13 protein-coding genes are annotated in these 17,564 nt (G+C 71.8%); 7 read left to right on the plus strand and 6 right to left on the minus strand.

Annotated elements, in window-relative coordinates; genetic code table 11:
• The first annotated feature begins 189 nt into the window (after positions 1-189).
• The 5 genes from WMF24_RS38725 (at position 190) to WMF24_RS38745 (ending at position 5,015) form a co-directional block, all read left to right on the plus strand.
• The gene (locus WMF24_RS38725) at positions 190-1,272 is read left to right on the plus strand and encodes a DUF262 domain-containing protein (protein ID WP_437732474.1); all 1,083 of its coding nucleotides are present in this window, start codon (positions 190-192) and stop codon (positions 1,270-1,272) included.
• Positions 1,262-2,434 carry an AAA family ATPase gene (locus WMF24_RS38730; protein WP_437732475.1) on the plus strand — a complete coding sequence of 391 codons (1,173 nt, stop codon included), beginning with the start codon at positions 1,262-1,264 and terminating at the stop codon, positions 2,432-2,434. Before WMF24_RS38725 ends, WMF24_RS38730 begins: the two co-directional genes overlap by 11 nt.
• A complete protein-coding gene (locus tag WMF24_RS38735; protein ID WP_437732476.1) occupies positions 2,431-3,390 on the plus strand; it encodes a hypothetical protein in 960 nt (319 codons plus the stop codon). Before WMF24_RS38730 ends, WMF24_RS38735 begins: the two co-directional genes overlap by 4 nt.
• A gap of 442 nt (positions 3,391-3,832) precedes the next feature.
• Positions 3,833-4,198 carry a hypothetical protein gene (locus WMF24_RS38740; RefSeq protein WP_437732477.1) on the plus strand — a complete coding sequence of 122 codons (366 nt, stop codon included), beginning with the start codon at positions 3,833-3,835 and terminating at the stop codon, positions 4,196-4,198.
• Positions 4,199-4,316: 118 nt separating this feature from the next.
• The gene (locus WMF24_RS38745; RefSeq protein ID WP_437732478.1) at positions 4,317-5,015 is read left to right on the plus strand and encodes a DUF4336 domain-containing protein; all 699 of its coding nucleotides are present in this window, start codon (positions 4,317-4,319) and stop codon (positions 5,013-5,015) included.
• A gap of 213 nt (positions 5,016-5,228) precedes the next feature.
• Here the strand turns inward: WMF24_RS38745 and WMF24_RS38750 are convergent, their stop codons facing one another.
• The 5 genes from WMF24_RS38750 to WMF24_RS38770 all read right to left on the minus strand — a co-directional run bounded on the left by WMF24_RS38750 (position 5,229) and on the right by WMF24_RS38770 (position 10,423).
• Positions 5,229-6,257, minus strand: a complete 1,029-nt coding sequence (locus tag WMF24_RS38750) for a formylglycine-generating enzyme family protein (protein WP_437732479.1) — start codon at positions 6,255-6,257, stop codon at positions 5,229-5,231.
• Positions 6,250-6,777 (minus strand): hypothetical protein, encoded by a 528-nt coding sequence (locus WMF24_RS38755; protein ID WP_437732480.1) that lies wholly within the window; start codon positions 6,775-6,777, stop codon positions 6,250-6,252. The genes WMF24_RS38750 and WMF24_RS38755 overlap by 8 nt, the downstream gene beginning before the upstream one ends.
• 750 nt (positions 6,778-7,527) lie before the next feature.
• The gene (locus tag WMF24_RS38760) at positions 7,528-8,712 is read right to left on the minus strand and encodes an alpha/beta hydrolase family esterase (RefSeq protein WP_437732481.1); all 1,185 of its coding nucleotides are present in this window, start codon (positions 8,710-8,712) and stop codon (positions 7,528-7,530) included.
• Entirely contained in the window at positions 8,702-9,700 is a 999-nt protein-coding gene (locus WMF24_RS38765) for a hypothetical protein (RefSeq protein WP_437732482.1), read from the minus strand. The genes WMF24_RS38760 and WMF24_RS38765 overlap by 11 nt, the downstream gene beginning before the upstream one ends.
• Before the next feature lie 243 nt (positions 9,701-9,943).
• Entirely contained in the window at positions 9,944-10,423 is a 480-nt protein-coding gene (locus tag WMF24_RS38770; RefSeq protein WP_437738907.1) for a carboxymuconolactone decarboxylase family protein, read from the minus strand.
• Between the two features lies 1 nt (position 10,424).
• Between WMF24_RS38770 and WMF24_RS38775 the strand changes: the two genes are divergently transcribed.
• Positions 10,425-10,556 carry a hypothetical protein gene (locus WMF24_RS38775; RefSeq protein WP_437732483.1) on the plus strand — a complete coding sequence of 44 codons (132 nt, stop codon included), beginning with the start codon at positions 10,425-10,427 and terminating at the stop codon, positions 10,554-10,556.
• Between the two features lie 3 nt (positions 10,557-10,559).
• Positions 10,560-11,468 carry a sigma-70 family RNA polymerase sigma factor gene (locus WMF24_RS38780; RefSeq protein WP_437732484.1) on the plus strand — a complete coding sequence of 303 codons (909 nt, stop codon included), beginning with the start codon at positions 10,560-10,562 and terminating at the stop codon, positions 11,466-11,468.
• A gap of 99 nt (positions 11,469-11,567) precedes the next feature.
• Here WMF24_RS38780 and WMF24_RS38785 read toward each other — a convergent pair whose 3' ends face one another.
• A complete protein-coding gene (locus tag WMF24_RS38785) occupies positions 11,568-17,426 on the minus strand; it encodes a hypothetical protein (protein ID WP_437732485.1) in 5,859 nt (1,952 codons plus the stop codon).
• Positions 17,427-17,564 lie beyond the last annotated feature (138 nt).

The raw sequence follows: 17,564 nt of genomic DNA on the forward strand, positions 1-17,564 counted from the left end.
CCGAGCGCACCGCGAGCAGATGACCGCTAACTGGCTGACACGCGGCTGCGCTCCAGCTTCTCGCCAGGCAGCGGCAACGCGTCCAAGATCCACGGCGGGGGCCCCCTCGATGCGCCTGTGCATCCGGAACGCGCTGTACTAGCCTCTGGGTGCGGAACGCGGAACCGAGCGATGTCAGGAGCGATGCCAATGAAGGAGCAGGGCGACGTGAAGGACCCCGAAGGCTACGAGCAGCCCAGCGACTTGGGAGACTATCCGCTCGACAGCCTGACGATCCGAACGGAAACACGGACGATCCACGAGGTCGTGACCCGACGTATCGGCAAGGGTTTCTATATCATGGACCCCGACTTCCAGCGCGACTTCGTATGGAACGACGAGCGCCAGAGCCGGCTAATCGAGTCCGTGCTGATGCGGATCCCGTTGCCAGTCTTCTATCTTGCCGAGAATCCAGACGGCAAGCTCGTGGTCGTAGACGGGCTTCAGCGGCTGACCACTTTCCAGAAATTCCTCACAGACAAGCTCAAGCTCAAGCTCCAGAATCCGGATCTCAAGAACAAGAAGTTTAGCGATCTCCCGGCAAAGCTCCAAAACCGAATCGAGGACACTCAGCTCACGCTCTACCTGATTGACTCGAAGGTTCCAGATCGCGCACGACTCGACATCTTCGAACGCGTGAACGGTGGTGTGCCGCTCACGCGGCAGCAGATGCGCAACGCCCTCTACCAGGGGAAAGCGACGAGGGCGCTCAAGGAGCTGGCCCATGATCCACTGTTTGTGCAGGCTACCGGGGGCAGCCTCGATAGCAAGACGATGCGTGACCGGGAGGCTGTCAACCGATTCTGCGCATTTCATCTGCTCGGCTCCTTCAGCTACGGCGACGACATGGACCAGTTCCTCGGCGACGCGCTCGCCGAGATCAACAAGATGCCCGAAGCGGGGATCGATGCATTGAAGGCGGCATTCCTCCAGAGCATGAGCAACAACTTGCTCGTCTTCGGAAAACACGCGTTTCGGAAGCACGATCGCGACAGAGAGACACGGTCAACGTTCAACATGTCGCTATTCGACGTCTTCTCGACAGGCCTCGCGCGCTATGAGCACACCTTGGTCGACAGTCACAAGGAACAGATCCGGGACGGTTTCTTCCTTCTGATGAAACAGGAAGAGTTCGTTCGCGATATCACATACGGAACGAACGGTCGCAGACAGGTCGAAGGGCGATTCAGAGCCGCTGAGAAACTGCTCGTAGAGGTGTTTGATGCTCACTAGCCTCCAGCTGGACCTATTTAAGTGCTTCCGAGCACTCAGGCTACCTCTCCAGCACTTTACCTTGCTCACAGGGCTCAACGCATCAGGGAAATCCACGGTCATCCAGACACTCACGCTACTTCACCAGACCGCCATCGACACGAACTGGGGCTCGAGCCTCTTGCTCGACGGATCCATCTTGTCGTTGGGTACGCTCGGTGACGTAGTCGACAAGGTGAATGGGCGGCGGCAATTCTCTATCGGCCTGTCGGGCGTGGATTTCGGCTGCACCTGGACGTTTGAGAGTAGCTCGGCCGATCGGCAAGACATTTCTGTCCCGCTGTCACGGCTGGTACTCACGGAAGGGCCCAGGGAAGTCTTCCGCGCCGAGCATAATCCGGCGAGCCTGCTGCCGCCGCATCCCTCCATGGCGCGCGCCGCGGTCGCCTCGCTCCTCGAGGGATTGACATATATTTGCGCAGAGAGAACCGGGCCTCGAGAAACCTATCCTCTTTATGATCTTCCCCGACATCGCACCGTCGGCCCTCAAGGCGACCGGGCGCCCGGGAAACTCTACTGGCATGAGGATTACGAGGTTCCAGAGCACCTGCGCTGCAAGAGAGAACCGGCGCCTACGCTCTACAAACAGACTCAGGCATGGCTTGCCGACTTCTTCCCAGGCGTCTCATTCGAGGTACAGCGCGTGCCCAGAGCCAACCTCGTTACCCTCGGCATCCGAACAAGTCCGGATACCGATCATCACCGCCCTCAGCACGTCGGCTTCGGGATCACGCACGTGCTGCCCATCCTCGTGGCTTGCCTACATGCGCGAAGGGGCGATATCATTCTTGTGGAGAACCCTGAGGTCCACCTGCATCCGATGGGTCAAGCAAAGATAGGCCTATTCCTATCAATGATAGCCAGTGCCGGCATCCAGGTGATCGTCGAGACGCACTCCGATCATGTCCTCAATGGCGTCCGCCGCGCAGTTAGAACCTCGCTGCTTCCTCCGGAGAACGTGGCGATTCATTTCTTCCAGCCTCGATCCGCCGCGGAAGCGCAGGGCGAGGCACAGGTAATCTCCCCGAGCATGGATCGAGAGGGCAACATCGATCACTGGCCTCAAGGCTTCTTCGATCAATTCGAGAAGGACATGAACTACTTCGCTGGATTCGGACCGTGACAGAATTTGTCATAAACGACTGTTCCATCCATGCACAGTTCTCAACAAGGTCGTCATTCATCGATTCGCTGAAGCGCCTACTCGCCATGCGTCAGCGCATCGTGCAGAGCGGTCGCATCATGCGTTGCCCGCGCAAGCTGCTCGATGCGTTCATCGGTCCGGGAACTACCGTACGTCAAGCATTGGCGGCGGCAGGCGACAAGAACCTCTCGAATGTGGTCGTCACCTGGCTGGCTCAGCAGGGTCCTTTTTGGGATGACGACCCGATTCATGGCCCGGATGACTGGTTCGAGGTGAAGGGCAGCATTGTGACGGAGACAGGCCTCGGAGAAGCAGCGATGGCCGCGTTCCGCGGACTGCCTCGTGCCGTCATCAGCATCGACCCGTCGGATTGGACGTATACGCCGATCGCGGTCGATCGCGTACACGACGCAGAGGTGCGACAGACCGTCCGGCTCCACAATTGCTGGGTGCTCCCGGCATTGGAGCAGCACCTGCGTGACACCCGAGCTCCGTTGAACTCATGGGAAGCGCTCATCCAATGGGCACGTGAGGAGTGCCCACGGCTCAGGCTCACACCGGATGTCATTCGATGGCTTGATGGGCATCCTTTCATTCCAGGTGCCGCGCAACGGCTCCAAGTACTTCTGTCTACACTCGACACGCTCCAGGGAAGCTTCAATGAAGACGGAAGCCTCACGCAAGCAGGCATGGAGTTGTATCAAAACCACTTTGTCGGTGAAAAGGCCTGGTTCACTGATTCCTCGGACACCGAAAAAAGTGACTTCCGCAGCGAGCTAACATTCCCAGATCCCGAGAGATCGGGCTCAAGTATTTCCTGCACATGGCATGGAAAGGTAAAGATCGGGCAGATGCGTATGCACTTCACCTATCCCATACGACACGACCGTCCGCTCTACATCGTATATATTGGACCGAAACTCACCAAGCGTTGAACAAACTCGCCGGCGGTGCGTGCAGCTCATTGTAGAATCCATCATCCAACTCTCTGAGAGCACGATATCAGAACTGCAAACCCGCAATTCCTAGGTTTTTTCCACGTGGACTCAACCGCCGGGCCCCTTCCAACGGCCTTACGATGAATCGGTAATCGGTCACCGGCAACGGATCAACCAACGCATCGGTGAACCGGATAGACCGATGAACCGATGATTCATGTCTCTACGCCTGAGGACGCAACCACATGTAACCGAGCGCGCATCCGAACGACATGTGCCGGTCGCTTGCATCCCGAGGAGCGTTGCAGTAGCGAGGCCTCATGGGGGGTATGCCGTCGAGCCCTCCGGACCGTTTCTCCGGACGCGCTGCGCCGGGGATCCCCTGCTCGTCCCGCCGTGCGTGGCACGGCCCGGGTACACCTCTTGAAAGGAGCGCGCGATGGCGAAGATCACCGTGTACGAGACGTTCTCCAGATCCGATGTCGAGGCGTTGCTCGACGCCGGCATCGCCGTCAATCTCGCGTTCGACGCGTCCCACCCGAAGGAAGTGAAATCCGTTCACCTCGAACTGCTCATCGATGCCAGCAACGAGGCGATCAGCGTGCTCCGGATGCGCCACAACAACACGTACGTCAAGCTGAAGGGCGCCTTGATGCACGGCGAGGGCGTCCACAAGCTCGAGTGCCACCATTTCGAGCAGGACATCGTCGACGGCTCGCCGAAATCGTACGAGCTCCGGCAGAACCGCGCGTTCGTGCGGCACGGCGACGTCGGCACCGTCATCCAGGACATCGGCTGGTGGTGAGCGTCGGAATTCCCGCGGATTGCCGGGATCATCCACACCGTTGACCGGTCGTCGACCGGCCCTTATCGTCAGGGCCCTGACAGCCGTGGCAGCACGCACGGCCTCCGCGGGGGTCTGAATGGATACAAGCGAGCTGTCAGTCGTCGTCCCGGACGCTATCTGGGTGAGCGAGCGGCCGGTGTGGTTCGGCGGGGTTCGTCTGCGCGCGCGGAGCACGGTGCTCCGACTCGAAGACGGCGGGCTCCTCGTGCACAGCCCGCCCGAGCCAACGGAGGCATTCTGCGCAGCGCTCCGCGCGCTGGGCGAGCTTCGCTGGATCGTCGTGCCCAACTGCTTCCATCACCTCGGGGCGCCCGCCACCGCGGCGCGCTTCGCGTCGGCGAAGGTGGTCGGCCCGCCCTCGGCCACAGCGCGCAACCCGCAGCTCCAGCTCCACACGGGGCTGCGGGACGACGCGTTCCTCGGCGCGGTGACGGAGCTCGACGCGATCCCGCTCGACGGCTGTCCCTTTCTGGACGAGACGGTGCTGTTCCATCGTCCGACGGGCTCGCTCATCGGCGCGGACGTCGTGATCAGCGCGTGCGCGCGGGACCATTGGAGCTGGCGCTGGGCCGGGCGGCTCACGGGTCGTTATGGCAAAGTCCGAACGCCGCCGGACGTACGGGCCAAGACCAGGCCGAACGACGCTGCGGCGCGATCGATCGATCGCATGGCGGCGCTCCCGTTGAAGCGTCTCCTCGTGGCCCACGCGGACGCCATCGAAGACCGTCCGTCCGAGACCCTCCTCGACGCCTGGCGCTTCGTGCGCGCAGGGTGACGGCCCTGGTCACGGGCGGCGCGCTCCCGCTGTCAGTCGGAGCACGACGTGAGCGCTATCGAGCTCGACCGGCGGGTCCGGCGCGGGCGCGAGCTCGCCGGCGCGGACCCGTCGCCGCACGCGCCACGGAGCGCCACTGAAGCGGAAGCGGCAAGATCACAGCGGATCCTCGGCAATCAGGCCGTCGAGCTCTTCGCCGATTGGCTTCGCGCGTCATCTGGCGCAACGCGCCCCGATGTTGCCTCGGTGCTCGGGGTAGTAGACGTGGCGCGTGGCTGACCGCAGGGTCGGGGCGAGATCGTCGTTGCTGCCGCTCCGGAAAGCCCGGTAGGAGCCTGCTGTCACAGCGGCACAGTCATGGCATGGCATCGGGTACTGGACCGGGTCCCAGTCCAACGTCCATTCCCATGCGTTCCCGCCCAGGTCGGCCTGACCCCACTTCCCGTCGCCTCGTGGCGACCTCGATCCGACGTCCTGCAGGCTGCAGGTGCCGCCGCAGTAGACCGCGTGACTGTCATCGATCGTCGTGGAGGTGGCCGGCTTCGACCACGGATAGTACCTGTGTTCGCTGCCCCCGGAGGCCGCGTAGTTCCACTCCGCCTCTGTCACCAGCCGCCCCCCGTCCCACGCGCAGAACGCGAACGCCGTGTACCAGTCCAGGCAGTTGATCGGCTTGTTCTCGTTGCTCCCTGCCGTGTCCGTCCAGCTCTGATGAACAAAGCACTTCAGGGCGCTCCTTAGCGCAGCCGTGTCCGGGGGCAACCTGGTGTTCCACGCTGAGCTCCAGCCAGAGCCTGGGATCTTCGGGTGTGCGCCCGCGCCGTCCCCAGGCGGGCTGGCCTGCGTGCCCATGCCTGCGTCCACGAACGCCCGGAACCGACCGACCGTGATCTCGTACCTGTCGAGGTAGAAGTCGCTCACCGTCGCCGGGTAGCTCCGGTCCAGATAGTCCACGCCGTCGTAGCTTCGAGCGAACGTCCCGCCGGGGACCAGCAAGCTCTTGCAGCAGTCCTCGTCCCCCGATGGCCCGCAGGTCGCCGGCAGCCCGGCGCAGCTTGGCGCCGTTCCAGTCCAGGTGCCCGCGTGGCCGCTGCCTCGGTCGTCCGCGATCGTCCCGCCCGCCGCGGTCCTTTCCTCGCTTCCGCAGGTGCAACCTGCCGAGAGCAGCAGCCCGAGGCATGCGATGCCGACGGTCCCGACATCGCAGCTCGGGCTCGTTGGGCCCGCGCTCCGATCAGCCACCGAAGAACGCCTTCGCCTGCTCTCCCAGCACGTCCTCGCCCTTCGGGCTGCTGGCGTGGCAGCCGTCGCTGACCTCGCCCGCGTCGTTGTTGAGGATGAACTTCCCGAGGTAGCTCATGTTCTCGTTGATGGTCGGGTCGTTGGCCAGCTCTTGCGCCTTCATGTCGGTCCAGGCGGCGCCGCCGTTCCCCGCGATGAAGCACTCGTGCCCTTGATTGTAGACCGGCTGCCCCACGATGTAGATATGCGTGCCCGGGTTCACGTGCTGGCGCGCCGCATTGACCATGTCACGGAGCTCTTGATCGGTCGCCCTCTGGGACAGGATGCAGATCTGGACCATGATGGCCTTGACGACGTCTTTCCCGCCGATCGACTCCATCTTCCGGTCGAAGAGCTGCCAGGAAGAGCTATTGGGGTTCGTCCAGTTCTGGACCACCATGGCGCCGGTTTGATAGCTGTCCGCGTTCCACATGATCTTGCCGCCGACGCGCTTGTAACCGGTGCCGATGTTGTTGGCCATCGAGCAGCCAGTGTACGCGACCGAGTTCGGTCCTGTCGGAGGCAGGCCGTCATCCCCACCGCCCGTCGTGGCATCGCCGCCCGTGCCTGCGCCGCCGGTGCCGCCTCCGCCGGTGCCGGGACTACCGCCGGTGCTGCTGCTCACGGCGCCTCCCGAGCTCGCTCCGCTGCTGCTGCTCGCGCCTCCGACACCTGCCCCAGTGCTGGCCGAAGAGCTGGTCGTGGAAGCGCCGGAGCCCGTCGTCGCTGCGGTTGCGTCGCCGCCCGACCCCGAATCATCGAGCGGAACGCTCTCCGAGCCGCAAGCGCCGAGGCAGAGCGCGGCTATCCCAAGAGCGGAGCGGACCACGAGTCGGCAGGAAAGAACAGGAGAATTCATCGTCGTCACCTTCTGTTAAGGGCGTTGGTCAGGACCTGCGGAGACTCTCGGATCGCCTCCGACCGCCCTCGTTCTATCGGCCCTGCGGCCCGCGCGAATAGACGGCGAGATCGTCGTCGCCCCCCTTGGACAGATCTGTCATCCCCCCTCGTCGACCTCGAGAGCCATCACGGTGCCCGCTTCCATGAGCGGGAGCGTCGCCAGAAAGTTCCGTTTGGTCTGCCCGGGCGCAGCGTGGTGCCGTGCGCGATGCGCGCGAGCAGCGCCCCGCTCTTCACACGCTCGCGGCAGCGAGCGCCGCTCTTCACGCGCTCGCCGCAGCGAACGCCGCTCTTCACGCGCTCGCGGCAGCGAACGCCGCTCTTCACGCGCTCACGGCAGCGAATGCCGCTTCAGCGTGGCCCACCCGATCTCGGGGCTCCCCCAGGCCATGCCGCCGCCCTGCTCGGTGCACAGCGTCACCTCCACGCCGCCCGCGCAGCTCGAGGTTGTCGAGCAGCCGTTGCTGTCCGCCGCGCTCGGGGCGCCCGTACACTCGTTCAGCTCGGCCCACCGCTCGAAGGTGCCGACGGCGCCGAGGAAGGTGATGTCCGCGCCGTTCGGCGCCTGCTGGGGCCCTCCCTCGTAAGGCACGAGCACGTCCGCGGTACCCCGGAACGAGATCGCCGTCACCGGCCGCGCCGGCTGACAGGGCTGCTCCGACGCCGCCAGCAGGTCGAAGGCGCTTGGAGCGACGCCGGCGACGAGATCCGCCGCGTTGCAGGCCAGGTGGTACGCCATCCCGCCGCCGTTCGCGACGCCCACGGCGTAGACGCGCTTCACGTCGACGCACGCCTCCGCCTGGACCTGCTGCACCAGGGCGCGCGCGAACCCCACGTCGTCGACGTCGCGCGACGTCGTGCAACACGGACCGATGTTCCACGCGCCGTCGATGCCCTGCGGCCACGCGACGAGGAACCCTTCCCGCTCGGCGAGCTCGCGGTACCCCGAGGCCTCGGCCTCCGCCGCCGGCGTCCCGCCGAACGTGTGGAAGTCGAGCACCAGCGGCATGGGGCTCGCCCCCGTGTAGCTCGCGGGCAGGCGAACGACGTAGCTGCGGGTCCCGTCCCCGACCGTCACGGTGCGGTCGTTGTCGCCGAGCGCCAGCGTTGTGGCCGGGCAGGCGGCCGCCGCGTCGCCCTCGTCGGGCGCCCGGCAGAAGCCGCCCTGGCAGCGGAACGGCGCGCCGAGCGGCGCGCAGTCGGCGTCGCCGCCGCACGAGAGATCGCAGAACGCAGCGCCCTCGGCCGCGCCGCAGGCCGCCTCGGCGGGCCGCTCCGCCGCGGCCACGCACGCGGCGCCGGAGGCGAGCGCCGCGCATTGGTCGGCGGCCGAGCAGACGCGCGTGCAGACGCCGCAGATGCAGGAGAGACCGTCGCCGCAGCCGGCATCGCAGCTCGTGAGAAAGTTCGTCTCGCTCCCGGTCCGAGGGCCCATGTCCCTGCAGCCCGGGACCAGGAGCACCGCGCCCGCCACGCTCGCGAGGAGGCACGCCGCCGCGACCCCGCTAGGCCTCATCGCCGCCCTCCATGTCCTCTTGGATCAAGCACTGTCCGATGTACAGGACGACCTGCGTGTACCTGTCCGGCGTCTCGTGCGTCGCGTTGTACGCTTCCACCTGCTCGCGCAGCTCCACGAGCGCGGCGCGCAGGCGCCCCAGCGTCTCGCAGGCCCGCTGCTCGTACGGGTGCCCGGGCCACACGTCGAGGGTATAGGTGCTCCCCCCGACGCGGTCGGCGAGGCCGGGCGCCGTGCGATCCTCGCGCAACCGGCACAGGATCGTCTTCACCATCGCCTGGTAGTGATCGAAGATCGCCGCCTCCCACCCCACGGGTGAGCCCAGCAGCACGTAGAGGCTCGCGGCGCTGTACGTCGCCCCGGCCCCGTCTCCGGTCCGCTCGACGCGCCCCGATTCCACCAGACGCACGAGGGCGGCGTCGAGCTCCACCCGCTCGATGTGCGTCCGCTGCAGCAGCTCGTCGCGCGCGAGCGGGCCCTCTCGGTAGATGATCGCCCAGACGAGCTCGTCCACGCCCTCGCCGGCGCGAAGCGCCCGGAGCGCGCCCAGCTCGTCGTCGGACACCGCGCGATAGACCACCTGAGCCCCCTGCCCCGCCTGGAAGATCAGGCGGCTCTCGCAGAGGTCGAAGAGCACCCCGCGGAGAAGGACGTCATCCTCGCCGGCGAACGCCCTCAGGACCTCGGCGCGCGGCGTGATCCCCCGGCGGCGGATGTAGTCCAGCACGGCCTCCCAGAGCGAGCGGCCTCGCTCGACGGAGCTCTCCGTGATCCGCCGGACCCGGCGCTGGTAGCTCCGGAGCCCCATCCCGAACATGTCGGCGCTCACCTTGCGGCTGACGCCCTGCCGCTCGAGCTCGGACGCCAGGTCCTGGAACACCTGATCCGCGAGCTGGGCCAGGGGGGCACGCCAGCCCCCCGAGGTCGCGAGCTGGGCGATGAGGACCGTGGTCTGGCGAACGATGGCATGAATCAGCTCAACCGTCATAGATGTCGACGAGACGCCTTGTCGCTCGCCGCAGAGTAACGCGACGCAGGCCAGGGGGGGAGTGACAAACCCGACGCCCCCCCGGGCGCGCGGGGGGGCGACGATCGGAAGACCATGGGGCCCGCAGGGTGGCTGTGGTGTGAAGGAGGCCGCTCCCCCACGTGGATGAGGAAGCTGAGACAGCGTCGCTTTTCCATGAGGACCGGATCGCGCGAGGCGCCGTCCGGGCGTGGTGACGACTCCTCAGCGGGCGTCCGCGCTCGCCTCCACCTTCATCGAACCGGCGATCTGCCGCGTGGTGACGTTGACGCGATTGATGCAGTTGATCAGCGCGATGTGCAAGATCAGCGCCGCGAGCGCCGGCTCGTCGTAGTGCTTCGCGGCCTCCTCCCAGACGTCGTCGGGCACCGGATCCGCGCGATCGCTGAGCCTCGTCGCGGCCTCGGCGAGCGCCAGCGCGGCGCGCTCCGCGTCGGTGAACCAGGGCGCCTCGCGCCAGGCCGCCACGGCAAACAGGCGCTCGTCGGTCTCGCCCGCCTTCCTGAGCTCGCGCGCGCCAATGTCGACGCAGAAGCCGCACCCGTTGACCTGGCTCGTCCGCAGGTGGACGAGCTCGAGCGTCCGCGCCGGCACGCCGCTCTTCTTCACCGCGCCGAGCAGGGCGTGGATGGGCTGAATGACGCCGGGGATGAGCATCGCGGGGTTCTTCATCCGTGCTTTCAGCATGGTCGTGATCCTCTCGAAGGGTTCGAGTGTGCTCGCCGACCGTGACGGGGCGCAGAACGTCCGTTCGCGTCGTCACATCGGCTACGGTTCGTTCGTCACAGCCATGACGAAGCGCGACGAGGGAGTGTGACCGATGGATGAAAATACTTGGCTGGCGGAGCGGTTCGAGGCCCACCGGGCCCACCTGCGGGCGGTGGCGTACCGGATGCTCGGCTCCGTGGGCGAGGCGGAGGACGCCGTGCAGGAGTCCTGGCTCCACCTGAGCCGCGCCGACACGAGCGGCGTCGAGAACCTGGGCGGGTGGCTGACGACGGTCGTGGCGCGGGTGTGCCTCGACATGCTGCGCTCGCGCAAGGCGCGGCGCGAGGAGCCGATGGCCGCGCCCGACCCCGCCGCGGACCGCGAGGCCGGGACCGACCCCGAGCGCGAGGCGGTGCTGGCCGACTCCATCGGCGTCGCGCTGCTCGTCGTGCTCGACACGCTGACGCCCGCCGAGCGGCTCGCGTTCGTGCTGCACGATCTGTTCGCCGTGCCCTTCGAGGAGATCGCCGCCATCGTGGGCCGCTCCCCGGCCGCGGCGAGGCAGCTCGCGAGCCGCGCCCGCCGCCGCGTGCAGGGAGCGCCCCCGTCTCCGGACGCCGACGTCGGCCGCCAGCGCGAGGTCGTCGACGCCTTCCTCGCGGCGATGCGCGGCGGCGACTTCGACGCGCTCGTGGCGATCCTCGATCCGGACGTCGTGATCCGCACCGACGCCACGGCCGCGCCCCCGGCCGGGAGGGAGGTCCGCGGCGCGCGCGCCTGGGCCAAGCAGGCGATCGCCGGCGCGCGCGGCGCCAGGTTCGCCCGCCCTGCCCTCGTGGACGGCGCGGTGGGCGTCGTCGTGGCCCCCCACGGGCGGCTCTTCCGGGTGCTCCGCTTCACGCTCGCGCAGGGGAAAATCGCCCGGATCGACGTCGTGGGCGACCCCGAGCAGCTCCGCGATCTCGACCTGTCGGTCCTCGACGGCGGACCGCCCCCGGAGATCGGCGCACGCCCTCGGTGAAGCGCTCTCCCCGGGGGCGCGCTCCCCCGCCCCCTGTACTCCTGATCGGAGCGGCCCCCGCCGGTTCCTCCTCGGCGTTCCGGCGTCGCGCCCCCTGCCCTACGGGTCTTCCCACGACGGCTCGACCGCGGGCCGCTCCCGCTCGACGAGGCCGCTCCCCTCCTCCTGCCGGTCGCGGAACGGCGTCGCGTGCGGCGGGAAGTCGCGGAGCCCGCGGCCGGCTGTGTAGTCGTAGCGGGCGAAGAGGAGCCCCGAGAGGCGCGGCGAGGTCTCGGCCGGGCTCGGGATGTCGAAGAGGAACGTCCCTTCGGCGCCGAGCGAGACGCGGTGTCCGCGCGAGATCCAGCTCCAGAACGTGAGCCCCGCGGTGAACGCGTCGCGCAGGAAGGCCTCGTCGCGCGTCTCGTTCACGGGCCGGTAGCTCGCGAGCCAGCCGAGCTGGATCCACGGCCAGAGCCCCCGGCCCGGGAGCAGGTCGAGGTCGAGCGTCGCGTCGATGCGGTCGAAGGTAGACGGCACCGGGCTGAGGCGCAGCGCCGTGCCCGCCGTGACGAGGGTGTCGACGAACGGCCGGTGCCGCAGGCGCGCGCCGAGCGAGGCCTGGGTGCGGTGCTCGGCGGCGTACGGCGTGAAGATGTCCTTGTCGGCGCCGGGGACGCGGCGGAGCGACTCGTCGACCGCGAGCAGGGTGAAGCCCGCCCACGGCGAGAGCGAGAGCTCGCCGATCGGGATCGACCAGAACGCGCTCGCGCTCGCCCTGCCGCCGACGGCGCCGCCGGCGCCGGGCTGGAACACGACGCGGCCGCTCAGCGCGGCGCCGGGGATCCAGCCGCTCGAGCTCAGGTCGAAGCGCGCCTCCGCGCCGAAGCTCTCCGGCCCGTCGCGCAGCCGCCCGAACCCGGCGGCGGAGATCCAGGCGCGCCGCTCGACGAGCTCACGGTGGACGTCGACGCCGAGCTCCAGGAAGCGGAGCGGCAGGCGGAGGTCCTCCTCGGTGAGCTCGCTGTCGACGAGGCGCGCGTACGCGCCGAACGAGAGCGGCCCCGCGTCCGGGTCCTCGCCCACCGGGGGCGCCGGCCGGAGCGGCTCGTCCGCGGGCGCGCGCGGCGCGGGCGGCGGCGGGGGCGCGGGCGGCGGCACGCGCGGGCGGGGCGCGCCGGTGGCGACGGCGAGCTCGACGCGGAGCAGCGCCCTGCCGGCGGGCGAGGCGACGCGCAGCACGTGCGGGCCCTCCGGGAGGACGGCCACGCGGGCCTCGACCTCGCCGCCGAGCCAGAAGAACGGCGCGCGCGTGACGCCCAGGCGGCGCGCGGCGGGGTCCTCGGCGGTGTCGAGCGCGAGGGTGCCCTCCTCCACCGCGCCGGGCGTGGCGGCGGTGGCCGCGCCCGAGGCAGGCGCGCCGGAGGCGGCCGCGCCGGTGGAGGGCGCGCCGGCGGCGGCCGCGCTGGACGCAGGTGCGCCGGAGGCGGCCGCGCTCGAGGCAGGCGCGCCGGGCGCGGCGCCGAGCGGCGACACAGCGAAGCGCAGCAGGCCGCCGGGCGTGGCGGAGGCGAGCTCGGGGCGGCACGCGGGATCGTCGCCGTTCGCGGGGGCGGCGCGGCCGCGGGGCGACGCGGCGCACTCGTAGGCGGCGCGGGCGCGGATGCGCACGACGGTCGGGCCGACGAACGCGAGCTCCAGCGGGCGGGCGGGATCGATGTCGTTCCAGGTCGAGAGGACGCGGCCCGAGAAGGGCTGCGGCGAGCCGGCGGCGGTCGCGCGGATCCAGCCGAGGACGCTCTGGTCGGCCGGAGGCCGCACCTCGACGCGGTGGCTGCCCCGCGGCACCTGGACGACGCAGCGGTCGGTCATCGGCGCGGCCGCGGCGGAGCACGCGACCGGGGCGCCGTCGAGCGCGACGGTGAACGCGCAGGGGGTCTCGTCGTGATCGAGCGCGCGGCAGACGCCGTCGAGCACGATGGCCCCCGGCGCGGCGCGATCGAGCCGGAACTCGGCGCGCGCGCCGTCGGTGATGAGCAGCGCGGGCTCGGGCGCGTCGACGAGCGCGCGGCGCACGCGCACGCGGAGCGGCAGGTCGCTGTCGGCCCGGGCCCGGATCTCGAGCGTCGCGGTGCCGGCCGTGGCGTCGGCGCGCGGCGGCACGTCCCAGCCGGTCACGGGCGCCAGCCGCGCGAGGGCGGCCGGCGGGAGATGGAGCGAGGGCGCGGGAGAGGCCGGCGCGCTGGCCGAGGGAGAGGCCGGCGCGCTGGCCGAGGGAGACGCCGGCGCGCTGGCCGAGGGAGACGCGGAAGGGGAACCGGGCGCGGGCGCGGCGGGCGCGGCGCCCTGGCCGCCGCCGGCGGCCTCGCGGTCGGCCGCCTGGACGGCCAGCTCGGCGAGCGCGAGGGCGCGCAGGGTGAGCCGCCTGTCGGGCGGCGCGGCGCCGGAAGCCACGTCGGTCGCGAGGTTGGCGGCGCGGGCGAGCGCGGCGGCGGAGCGGTGGGCGAGGCCGATCCGGGTGAAGGCGTCGGCGGCGATGCGCGCGTCGCCGGCCCGCTCGGCGAGCAGGCCGAGGAGGAGCGCGTCCGCGCCCGCGCTGTCGCCCGCCGGGCCGGCGAGCAGCGCGACGCCGTGGCGCGGGTCGCCGGCGATGCGGGCCGCGCGCGCGGTGGCGAGGGGCGCGCGGTCCGCGGGCAGCGGCAGCGGCGGCACGCGCGCCGGCAGGCCGAGCGGGACCGCCGGCGGGCTGCCCGGCGGCATGGCGAAGACGGTCGACGGCGGCGCGCCAGCGCCCGAGGCGCCGGGGAGCTGCCCGGGCTCGTCGGGGTCGTCCTCGGCGGCGCGGTCGAGCGCGGCGAGCGCCGGGAAGCCGAGGCCCTCGAGCGCGGCGGCCCGCTGCGCGCGGAGCGCGGCGCGATCCGACGCGGGCGCGGCGCGGAGGGCGCGCGTGGCGCTCCGGATCTGCTCGAGCGTGCCGTCGACGAGCGCGCCGGCGGGCGGGCGCGCCGGCGAGACGACGCGCGGCGCGGCGGGCGGGGCCGGGTGGAGCCGCACGGCGGCCCGGAGCAGCGTCGGCGCGGCGGTCTCGACGCGCAGCTCGCCGGCGCCGGCGGGGACGGGGATCTCGATCGCCCCGGTGGCGCCCGCGGTCACCCAGACCTCGTGGACGGCGCTGCCGGCGCGCACGCGGAGCACGCGCGCGGCGGGCGGCGCGCCGGCGGCTTCCGGTGCGCGCGCGGCGGCTTCCGGCGCTCGCGCAGCGGCTTCCGGCGCGCGCGCCGGGGCTTCCGGCGCTCGCGCCGCGGCCTGCGGCGTGCGCGCCGCGGCGCCGGGGGTCTCCGGCGCGCGCGCCGCCTCGCCCAGCACGGCGGGCGGCGCGAGGACGACGCGCGCCACCGTGGCGCGCTCCGGGTCGGGGAGCGCGAAGGTCACGGCGCCGTCGACCCAGGCCCATTGCACGATCTCGCGAAGCGACGCGCACGGGGCGCGCCCGCTGCGCGGGATGCGCGCGAGCACCGGCGGGGCGCCCGGCGCGCGCTCGAAGGTGCGCGCGCCGGGCGCGACGGCGGCGACCGACGTGAGCCCGGCGCCGCCGTGCACCGCGACCGGCGTGCCGTCGATGCGCACCGACGACTCGGGGACCACCTCGCTCGAGGCGCTCCGGAGGAGCACCCGCGCATGGGCGCCCGGCGGCGCCTCGACCGTGAGCTCGGCGCGCGGGGCGTCGAGGAGCGTCCAGCGGAGCCCGGACTCCGCGTCCACGTCGCACAGCGCGGCGCGGCCGGCGCGCTGTGCGGCGTGGACGCCGGCGGCCGGCGGCTCGTCGCGCGGCGGCGCGACCGAGCTCCACGTCGTCACGCCGTCGGGGATGTCGAGCGCGTCCCACGGCGCCTCGCGCGCCCAGGCGATCCGCGCGAGGGGCGCCGCGCTCTCGACGTCGCCGTGGCCGAGCGCGTAGCGCTCGGCGAGCGGCGCCCCGACCGGCCGGCGGCCGTCGACGGGCGGCGACAGGGCCGCCCCGAGCGCGGACACCGCGGCGACGTCGTCCGGGTGGGCGAGGCCCCCGGCGGGCGCGCGCGGTGGCGCCGTGGCGGCGGGCGCGCGCGGTGGCGCCGTGGCGGCGGGCGCGCGCGGTGGCGCCGTGGCGGCGGGCGCGCGCGGTGGCGCCGTGGCGGCGGGCGCGCGCGGTGGCGCCGTGGCGGCGGGCGCGCGCGGTGGCGCCGTGGCGGCGGGCGCGCGCGGTGGCGCCGTGGCGGCGGGCGCAGCCCAGGGCGCGGACGCGGCGCCCGGGTCGGCGTGCGCGGCCGCGAGGCGCGCGAGGGCGGCGCGCTGGAGAGGCACGGCGATCGCGGCGACGCCCCCCTGCGCCGCCGCGTGGGCCTGCGCGGCGCGCGCGAACGCCGCGCCGGGAGACGGCGCCCACCGCACCGACTCGGCGAGCACGAGCGCCCGGAGCGGCGGCGGCACGCCCGGCCGCGCGGCGAGGTCGAGCGCGGCCTTGGCGGCGGCCGGCGCGAAGGCGCGATCCGCGGCGGCGAGGAGCCGCGGCGCCTCGGCGGGGTCCGGCGCGCGGCCGCTGGCGGGCTCGCGCTGCGCCGCGCGGTCGAGCAGCGCGGCGCGATCGCGCTGCGGGGCGAAGAGCTCGGCCACGCCGCCGCGCTGCCGGTAGGCGCTGGCGGCGACGGCGAGCTCTCCCTCGACGACCTCGACGGTCGCCTCGCGCACGTCGACCGGCAGCGGCACCCGGATCCAGCGCGCATCTCGCCAGCGCGATGCGTCCGCGAGCCGCGGCCCGGTGCGCCAGGCGATCTCCCGGACGACGGCGCCGCCGGCGCGGACCACGACGCGCGTCGCCCCGTAGGCGCGCGGCCGGAGGGCGATGCGCAGCACGTCGGCGCCGGGCGCGCGCAGCCCGAGCCGCGCCCCGGCCCCGAGCGAGCGCCACGGCGTGGCGCGCTCGACGGCCGGGAGGTCGGGTCCCTCGCGGCCGCCGCGCAGCTCGACCGCGCGCGGGACGAAATACGGCTCGATGAGCGGCCGGAGCAGCAGCGACTCCTCGAGGTAGCGCGCGGTGAGCCACGCGGCCGCTGCGGGCTCGAGGCGCGCGGTCGCCGGCGCGGGGGGTGCGTGCGCGGCGCCTTGTCTCGAGGGCGTGCCCGCGGCGCGCGCGGCCCCCACGGCGCTCGGCGCGGACAGCGCGGCGCGCGCGGCGTCGACCCACCGGAGCAGCGCGCCGGCCTCCGCCGGCGCGGAGGCCGGCGCGGACGCCCCGCCGCCGAGCCACGCGGCGACGTCCTCGTCGAGGCGGTACCAGGCGAGCGGCGCGCTCTCCCGCGCGGCGACCCGCACGGCGACCGGCGCGCTCTCGGCGCCGCGCGGGACGGCCGCGCGCACGGCGACGAAGCGCGCGCTCGACCAGGCCGGCACCGCGACGTCGCGCGCGCCTGCCTCGAACGGGGGCAGCGGCATCCAGGTGATCACGTCGGGCGCGTCGCCGATGCCGGAGCCGAGGCCGATGCCCGCGACGTCGCCGCGCACCTCCAGCCGATCGCCGGGCTCGACGGGCACGAGGAGGAGCTGCTCCTGGGTGAGCGCGACGGGCCTCGTCGGGTCGGCTGCGATGGGCGCGGCGCTCGCCCTCGGCGTCGCGCCCTGCGGCGCAGGCGCGCCCTGCGACGCGGTCGCGCCCTGCGACGCGGTCGCGCCCTGCGACGCGGTCGCGCCCTGCGATGCGGTCGCGCCCTGCGACGCGGTCGCGCCCTGCGACGCGGTCGCGCCCTGCGACGCGGGCGCGCCCTGCGGGGCGCCGTGGTTCCACGCGATGATGCGCGCGCTGTCCGGAGCGACCCAGGCGAGCGGCTCTGCGGCGCTGGCCTCGCGCGCGCCCGGCAGGCCGGGTGCCGCGCCGAGGGCGAGCGCGAGCGCCGCGCCGAGCAGCGCGCGGCGGGCAGCGGACGCGGCGAAGGCCTCGACATCCACGGCGATTACCCTTCTCCCATGGCCATCCTGCGCCCCGTGCGCCGTGAGCTATCGGGCTATCCGATTTCCGGTGGCGAGCGCAAGCGCGCGATCGGCGATGGCGCGCCGCGTCCCTCGCGGGGGACGGGCCGCGCCGCA

Source organism: Sorangium sp. So ce1335 (genome assembly GCF_051521615.1).
Lineage (GTDB): Bacteria > Myxococcota_A > Polyangia > Polyangiales > Polyangiaceae > Sorangium.

Excerpts from the sequence above, each read along its gene's own strand:
- WMF24_RS38725 (WP_437732474.1), top strand. The coding sequence starts at position 190 with ATGAAGGAGCAGGGCGACGTGAAGGACCCCGAAGGCTACGAGCAGCCC.
- WMF24_RS38730 (WP_437732475.1), top strand. The coding sequence starts at position 1,262 with ATGCTCACTAGCCTCCAGCTGGACCTATTTAAGTGCTTCCGAGCACTC.
- WMF24_RS38765 (WP_437732482.1), bottom strand. The coding sequence starts at position 9,700 with ATGACGGTTGAGCTGATTCATGCCATCGTTCGCCAGACCACGGTCCTC.
- WMF24_RS38740 (WP_437732477.1), top strand. The coding sequence starts at position 3,833 with ATGGCGAAGATCACCGTGTACGAGACGTTCTCCAGATCCGATGTCGAG.
- WMF24_RS38745 (WP_437732478.1), top strand. The coding sequence starts at position 4,317 with ATGGATACAAGCGAGCTGTCAGTCGTCGTCCCGGACGCTATCTGGGTG.
- WMF24_RS38780 (WP_437732484.1), top strand. The coding sequence starts at position 10,560 with ATGGATGAAAATACTTGGCTGGCGGAGCGGTTCGAGGCCCACCGGGCC.
- WMF24_RS38775 (WP_437732483.1), top strand. The coding sequence starts at position 10,425 with ATGGTCGTGATCCTCTCGAAGGGTTCGAGTGTGCTCGCCGACCGTGAC.
- WMF24_RS38755 (WP_437732480.1), bottom strand. The coding sequence starts at position 6,777 with ATGGCCAACAACATCGGCACCGGTTACAAGCGCGTCGGCGGCAAGATC.
- WMF24_RS38760 (WP_437732481.1), bottom strand. The coding sequence starts at position 8,712 with ATGAGGCCTAGCGGGGTCGCGGCGGCGTGCCTCCTCGCGAGCGTGGCG.